Origin of the sequence: Geodermatophilus sp. CPCC 205506, assembly GCF_051383635.1 — a bacterium.
Lineage (GTDB): Bacteria > Actinomycetota > Actinomycetes > Mycobacteriales > Geodermatophilaceae > Geodermatophilus.
Map to the genome: position 1 here is coordinate 1 of NZ_JALPKP010000098.1, position 6,653 is coordinate 6,653.

The window sequence follows — 6,653 nt, forward strand, 5'->3', positions numbered from 1 at the left end:
GACGGCCGATGGCGCACCTGGCGCCCCGACGGCACCGAGATCCTCATCCACCCACCGATCGACGCGGCCGCGTGATCACGGCCGCGGGAGCCGGCGGGTCAGGTGTGCGGAACCGGACACCGCGCGGCGGAAGCGGGCAGCGTCGGGCGCCGTTTGTCCCAGACGTGGACAGGGACGTGGAGGTCGTGGTGATCGGCGCCGGCCAGGCCGGGCTGAGCGCGGCCTACCACCTCGCCCGGGTCGGTTTCGCGCCCGGCACCGGATTCGTCGTCCTCGATGCGGAGACCGGCGCCGGTGGCGCCTGGCAGCACCGCTGGCCCTCGCTGACCCTCGCGCGCACGCACCACGTGCACGACCTGCCCGGGGAGCCGTTCCCGGCCGCCGGGGACGAGGTTCCGGCCGCCGAGGCCGTCCCGGCCTACTTCTCCGACTACGAGCGGCGGTTCGGGCTGCCGGTGCACCGGCCGGTGAAGGTCGGCGCCGTCCGCCGGACCGCCGACGACCGGTTCCTGGTGCAGACCTCGGCCGGCGACTGGACCGCTAGCGCCGTCGTCAACGCCACCGGGACCTGGACCCGCCCCTTCGTGCCGCGCTACCCCGGCCAGGAGACCTTCCGCGGCCGCCAGCTGCACCCGGTCGACTACCGCGGCGCCGCCGAGTTCGCCGGGCAGTCCGTCGTGGTCGTGGGCGGCGGGGCGTCCGCCGTCCAACTGCTCGGCGAGATCGCCGAGGTCGCCGACACCACCTGGGTGACCCGGCGGCCGCCGGTCTGGCGGGAGGAGCCGTTCGGCCCCGAGGCGGGCCGGGCGGCAGTCGCGCTGGTCGAGGACGCCGTCCGCGAGGGCCGGTCCCCCGGCAGCGTCGTCGGCGTCACCGGCCTGGTGGTGACGCCGTGGGTGCGGGAGGCGCGCGAGCGCGGCGTGCTCGACCGGCTGCCCGTGTTCGACCGCATCACCCCCGACGGCGTGGCGTGGGACGACGGCCGGTTCGTGCGGGCCGACGCGATCCTGTGGGCCACCGGCTTCAGGGCGGCGCTGGGGCACCTCGCCCCGCTCCACCTGCGCGGCTCCCGCGGCGGCATCCGGATGGAAGGCACCCACGTCGCCGGTGAGCCCCGGGTGCACCTGGTGGGCTACGGGCCGTCGGCGAGCACGGTGGGTGCCAACCGGGCCGGTCGGGCGGTGGCCCGCGACCTGCGCCGGCTGCTGCACCCCGGGCACGACCTGCCCCGCAGCGCCTGACCGGGAGCGGGCCCGACCCGGAGCCCGCCCGACCCCGGCACACCCCCGAGCCCCGCCCAGGGGTCGTTCAGGGTCGGTTCAGGGCGCTCCCCGATGGTCACCGCCCCGGCCGCCCGACAGCCTCGACGGCATGACCTCCCCGACCTCGCGCGGCCCGGTGGCCGCATGATCACCGCGCACCGGCTCACCAAGACCTACGGCGCCCGGACCGCCGTCGACGACGTCAGCTTCACCGTCGAGCCCGGCCGGGTCACCGGCTTCCTCGGCCCGAACGGCGCCGGCAAGTCGACGACGATGCGGATGGTGCTCGGGCTGGACCGGCCCACCTCCGGCGGCGTGACCGTGAACGGCCGCCGCTACGCCGACTCCCCCGCCCCGCTGCGCGAGGTCGGCGCGCTGCTCGAGGCCCGGGCCCTGCACCCGGGCCGCTCCGCCCGCGACCACCTGCGCTGGCTCGCGGTGAGCAACGGCATCCCGGCTTCCCGCGTCGACGAGGCGCTCGACCTGGTCGGCCTCACCGCCGTCGCCGGCCAGCGGGTGGGCCGTTTCTCCCTGGGCATGGGCCAGCGGCTGGGCATCGCCGCGGCGCTGCTGGGCGACCCGCCGGTCGTCGTCCTCGACGAGCCGGTGAACGGGCTGGACCCCGAGGGGATCCGCTGGGTGCGGACCCTCGCCCGCGACCTCGCCGCCGAGGGACGCACCGTCTTCGTCTCCAGCCACCTGATGTCGGAGATGGCCCTCACCGCCGACCACCTCGTGGTGATCGGGCGCGGCCGCGTGCTGGCCGACTGCTCGACGCCGGACTTCATCGCCGAGCACGCCGCCTCCTACGTGCGGGTGCGCAGCCCGCAGCGCGACGAGGTCGCCACGCTGCTGCGTCGACAGGGGCTGGACGTCGCCGCGCACGGCAGCGAGCTGCGGGTCCAGGGCCTCGACCCGGCCGCCCTCGGTGAGCTCGTCGGCCGCGCCGGCCTGCTGCTGCACGAGCTGACCCTCGTGCGCTCCTCGCTCGAGGACGCCTTCATGACCCTGACCGCCGACAGCGTCGAGTACGCCGCCCAGCCGACCGGAGCGCAGCGATGACCGCCGTGGGGACCCACGCCTGGACCCGCACCGAGTCCCCCACCAGCCCGGGCTTCCGGGCCACCGTGCACGCGGAGTGGATCAAGTTCTGGACGGTGCGCTCCACCGGCTGGTCGGTCGCCGCCATGTTCGTCCTCGGCGCCGGGCTCACCGCGCTGGTGTGCGCGCTGGCCGCCGAGGACCTCGCGGCCGGCGCGACCGGCGAGCCGGTGGGCGCCTTCGTCACCTGGGGGATGATGTTCGCCCAAGTCACCGCCATCGTCCTGGGCACGCTCGCGGTCACCAGCGAGTTCGGCACCGGGATGATCCGGGCCACGCTGGCCGCGACGCCCTCCCGCGGGGCGGTGCTGGCCGCCAAGGGCCTCGTCCTCACCGGCACGCTGTTCGTGGCCGGCACCGTCACGGCGCTGGCCGGGTACGCCGCGGGCAACTGGTTCCTCGGCCAGGAGGGCATCGGGATCGCCCTCACCGACGACGGCGTGCTGCGCGCGATGTACGGCAGCGGCCTCTACATGGCCGGCCTCGGGCTGTTCGCCGCCGCCGTCGGGCTGCTCGTCCGGCACACCGCGGCGGCGCTGTCCATCGTGCTCGGCCTGGTGTTCGTCGTCGGCACCATGGTGATGCTGCTGCCCGACGCGTGGGGCGAGTGGGCGACCAGGCTGATGCCCGGCAACGCCGGCGGCCGCATCGCCACCCCCGAGTCGTTCAACCCGGTGCTGCTGGACCCGTGGGTCGGCTTCGCGGTGTTCGCCGCCGAGGTCGCCGTCCTCCTGGCCGTCGCGACCGTGACCTTCCAGCGCCGCGACGCCTAGCACCCCGGGAGGGGCAGAAGTGGCCACTTCTGCCCCTCCCGACGGCGTCCGCCGGCGGGGCGGGCACAGTGGGACCGTGACTGACGCATCCGGCGCCGGGCGGCGCACCGCCGACGAACTCGTCCGCCTGCTCGCCGACGACGACACCGCGGGCGCCGAGGAGCTGCTCGCCGGCGTCACGACGATCCGCGACCTCGTCTTCGTCGGCGCCGGCCTCACCTCGATCGCCCGATCCGAGGCCCGCCGGCTCCCCCCGGCGCAGCGCGCCCAGGCGAACACGCGCCAGCTTCGGCTCGGCGTGCTCCGCGACGCCAACCGCGAGGACCCCGAGGGGCTGCGCGGCTGGCTGCAGCGGGCCGGCGAGGAGGTCGTGCTCATCCGCACCCAGCAGTCCGTCGCCGACCGCTTCACCGGCTGACGCTCACCCGATCGGCTCGACCCACGCCGCCCGCCAGGACGGCGGCTCGACCGGCTGCGCGTAGTACCGGGTGTCGCGGAGGATCCGCCCGTCGTCGTCGAGCTCGAGGGTGACGACGACGTGCCAGACGTCGCCCGCGTAGTCGTTGACGCCCTCCACCACCCACACCCGGCCGGCGCCCACGACGCGGCGCAGCCGGAGGGTCGGCGGCGTCGGGAACGCCTCCTGCATCGACCGCATGTCGTCCCGGCCGCGGATCCGCTCCCCCGACTGCGGCATCTCCATGACGTAGTCCGGGTGCCGGACCCGGTACTCGTCCTCGGCCGACAGACCCTCCCCCGACGTCAGGCCGAACAACCGCTCCAACCCGGAGCGCATCGCCTGCGCGTCGTCGCCGGCCACTGCCCGGCGGAACAGCTCGAGCACCTCGGACTCGCCCATGCGGCGACTCCTACACCCGGGGTGGCCGGGGCGGACAGGGTCCGGCGCCTCCGGTCAGCGGGGCCGGCGGGTCGCGGCCAGCGCCACCGGGAGGGTGCACACGAGCGCGATGGCGACGGCGACGTAGGTCCACTCCAGCCCGAGTCCGGCCGCGACCAGCCCGAGACCGAGCGCCCCGGCCGCGGTGCCGGCGTCGAACGAGGCGTTCCACATCGCGCTGGCGGCGGTCGCGCCGCCCTCGCCGGCGCGGGCGAACGCCGTGACCAGCGTGAGGTTCTGCACCGCGCCGAACCCGGCGCCGAACACCGCCGACCCGACCAGCACCCACGCGTCGCCGGTGACCAGCCCGAGCCCGACGACGGCGAGCCCGGCGGCCGCCACCAGCAGCGCCAGCGGCATCAGCAGGCGGGGCCCCAAGCGGTCGGCGAGCAGACCGGCCTGCCAGCGGGTGAGCGCGCCGGTGACGCCGAAGAGCAGCAGCGCCACCGTCGCCAGGACGCCGTCCGGCCGCTCGATCGGCAGGAAGGTGACCAACCCGCCACCGGCGAGGGTGACCGCGAGCAGCACGATCGACGGGGTGAGCGCGGCCAGCGCCGCGGCCCGCGACGACCGTCCGGCCGTCGATTCCATCGAGACCGCGCGGACCAGCCCGGGCACGAGCGGCAGCGCCAGCAGAGGTGCGGCGGCCAGCCACGCCAGCCAGGCCACGTGCCCGTCGAGCACGAGCGCGACCCCGGCCGGGACGGCGACCAGGTTGGGCAGCGCGATGGCCAGCCCGTACAGCCCGATCGCCTCACCGCGCCGCTCGACGGGGGCGACCTGCGCGGCCAGCGTCGCGCCGAGGACGGTCAGCACGCCGAACCCGGCCCCGCGGACGACGGCGACCGCGGACAGCCAGACCAGCCCGTCGTCGACGACGTACAGCGGGGACGGCGCACCGAGCGCGACCAGTCCCGCGGCCAGGACCGGCCCCAGCCCGTACCGCGCCGTCAGCGCGGGTACCACCGACTGGACGGCGATCGTGACGACCAGGAAGACGGCGGTCACCACCCCGGCCGTCCCCGCGTCGGCACCGCCCGCGACCGCGTACGCCGGCAGCGACGCCAGTGTCAGGCAGTAGCTGGCGAACCCCAGCGTCGTCGCCCCCACCAGCGCCCGCATCGCCGGCACCCGCCACAGCGACGTCCGCGGCTCGGCCGTTTCCCTCTGCACGCCCCGAAGCTATGGGAGTGCCGGGGAACGCATCAGCAACGGCCTCCCTCCAGGGGGCGCGCGCCGAGCGTGCGAGGCGTGAGGGGGAAGGGTGGCCGTTGATCCGCTGATGACCGTGGGCCACGGCCCCGAGGACCGCGGCCGGCTCGGTGCGCGGCTGGCCGGCGCCGGCGTCGGCCTGGTCGTCGACGTCCGCCGGTTCCCGGGCAGCCGGAGCAACCCCGACGTCCGGCGCGAGGCGCTGGAGCAGTGGCTGCCCGCAGCCGGGATCGGCTACCGGTGGGACGCCCGGCTGGGCGGGCGGCGCCGGCTGCCACTGGACCGTCCGGTGGCCGACGGCTGGTGGACGGTCGCGCAGTTCGCCGCGTACGCCGCGCACACGCGGACGCCGGAGTTCGCCGCCGCTCTGGACGAGGTGCTGGCCGACGCCGGCACCGCGACCGTCGCGGTGATGTGCAGCGAGAGCGTGTGGTGGCGCTGCCACCGGCGGCTGGTCGCCGACGTCGCCGTCCTCGCCCGCGGCGTGCCGGTCACCCACCTCATGCCCGACGGCCGGCTGACCCCGCACGTGCCGTCGGCCGGGGCGCTGCTCGGGGACGACGGGCTCGTGCACTGGCCGGCGTCGGGCAGGGTGGACGCATGACGCTGCCGCTGACACCCGACGAACTGCTCACCACCACCCGCGCAGTCCGCCGGCGGCTGGACCTCACCCGGCCGGTGCCGCTGGAGCTGGTCCGCGAGTGCCTGGAGATCGCGCTGCAGGCGCCGTCGGGGTCCAACGCGCAGTCGTGGCACTGGGTCGTGGTGACCGATCCGGCGCAGCGGGCCGCGGTCGGCGAGGTCTACCGGGAGCGGGTGCAGCGGTACGCGGAGGCGGGCACCTTCGCGGGCCGGCTGTTCGCCGACCGCCCCGAGCGGTCGGAGGTGCAGCAGCGGGTCGGCGACAGCGCGGTCTGGCTGGGCGAGCACATGGGCGAGGTGCCGGTGCTCGTCGTCCCGTGCATCGCGACCGGGCGGCCGCTGCCGGAGGGCAACCAGGCCGGGCTGTGGGGCTCGCTGCTGCCGGCGGTGTGGAGCTACATGCTCGCCGCCCGCGCCCGCGGCCTGGGCACGGCGTGGACCACGCTGCACCTGGGCCGGGAGGCCGAGGTCGCCGACATCCTCGGCATCCCGGACGGCGTCCACCAGGCCGCGCTGGTCCCGACGGCCTTCTACACCGGCGAGACCTTCCGCCCGGCCGCCCGCGACCCGCTGGACACCGTCCTCCACCTCGACCGCTGGTGATGGAGTGGTTCCGCCGGGGTCACCCCGGCGGAACCACTCCATCAGCCCATGTGCGGGTAGCGGTGGTCGGTGGCGGGGACGAAGGTCTCCTTGATCGAGCGGGTGCTGGTCCAGCGGAGCAGGTTCTGCGCGGCGCCGGCCTTGTCGTTGGTGCCCGAGCCG

The 6,653-nt window shown here is 76.1% G+C and carries 8 protein-coding genes; 6 read left to right on the forward strand and 2 right to left on the reverse strand.

Translation table 11 applies throughout. The features are described from left to right. Positions 1-176 precede the first annotated feature (176 nt). The 4 genes from MY520_RS27585 to MY520_RS27600 all read left to right on the forward strand — a co-directional run bounded on the left by MY520_RS27585 (position 177) and on the right by MY520_RS27600 (position 3,554). Positions 177-1,241 (forward strand): NAD(P)-binding domain-containing protein, encoded by a 1,065-nt coding sequence (locus MY520_RS27585; protein ID WP_436695897.1) that lies wholly within the window; start codon positions 177-179, stop codon positions 1,239-1,241. A gap of 165 nt (positions 1,242-1,406) precedes the next feature. Further along, a complete protein-coding gene (locus MY520_RS27590; protein WP_436695898.1) occupies positions 1,407-2,324 on the forward strand; it encodes an ABC transporter ATP-binding protein in 918 nt (305 codons plus the stop codon). After that, positions 2,321-3,136 (forward strand): ABC transporter permease subunit, encoded by an 816-nt coding sequence (locus tag MY520_RS27595; protein WP_436695899.1) that lies wholly within the window; start codon positions 2,321-2,323, stop codon positions 3,134-3,136. The genes MY520_RS27590 and MY520_RS27595 overlap by 4 nt, the downstream gene beginning before the upstream one ends. 76 nt (positions 3,137-3,212) lie before the next feature. Beyond that, positions 3,213-3,554: a hypothetical protein gene (locus MY520_RS27600; RefSeq protein WP_436695900.1), complete on the forward strand. Its 342-nt coding sequence runs from the start codon at positions 3,213-3,215 to the stop codon at positions 3,552-3,554. 3 nt (positions 3,555-3,557) lie between these two features. Here MY520_RS27600 and MY520_RS27605 read toward each other — a convergent pair whose 3' ends face one another. Next, complete coding sequence (locus MY520_RS27605; protein ID WP_436695901.1) at positions 3,558-3,995, reverse strand: hypothetical protein; 438 nt, start codon at positions 3,993-3,995, stop codon at positions 3,558-3,560. Positions 3,996-4,049: 54 nt separating this feature from the next. After that, positions 4,050-5,207, reverse strand: coding sequence for an MFS transporter (locus MY520_RS27610; protein WP_436695902.1), 1,158 nt, complete (start codon positions 5,205-5,207; stop codon positions 4,050-4,052). 91 nt (positions 5,208-5,298) lie between these two features. Between MY520_RS27610 and MY520_RS27615 the strand changes: the two genes are divergently transcribed. Together MY520_RS27615 and MY520_RS27620 are read left to right on the forward strand one after the other, a co-directional pair. Next, positions 5,299-5,850: a DUF488 domain-containing protein gene (locus MY520_RS27615; protein WP_436695903.1), complete on the forward strand. Its 552-nt coding sequence runs from the start codon at positions 5,299-5,301 to the stop codon at positions 5,848-5,850. Continuing rightward, positions 5,847-6,491 carry a nitroreductase family protein gene (locus MY520_RS27620; RefSeq protein WP_436695904.1) on the forward strand — a complete coding sequence of 215 codons (645 nt, stop codon included), beginning with the start codon at positions 5,847-5,849 and terminating at the stop codon, positions 6,489-6,491. Before MY520_RS27615 ends, MY520_RS27620 begins: the two co-directional genes overlap by 4 nt. Positions 6,492-6,653 lie beyond the last annotated feature (162 nt).

What these genes read in the sequence shown, in the direction of transcription:
- MY520_RS27590 (WP_436695898.1), top strand. Translation starts at nt 1,407, where the DNA reads ATGATCACCGCGCACCGGCTCACCAAGACCTACGGCGCCCGGACCGCC.
- MY520_RS27595 (WP_436695899.1), top strand. Translation starts at nt 2,321, where the DNA reads ATGACCGCCGTGGGGACCCACGCCTGGACCCGCACCGAGTCCCCCACC.
- MY520_RS27605 (WP_436695901.1), bottom strand. Translation starts at nt 3,995, where the DNA reads ATGGGCGAGTCCGAGGTGCTCGAGCTGTTCCGCCGGGCAGTGGCCGGC.
- MY520_RS27620 (WP_436695904.1), top strand. Translation starts at nt 5,847, where the DNA reads ATGACGCTGCCGCTGACACCCGACGAACTGCTCACCACCACCCGCGCA.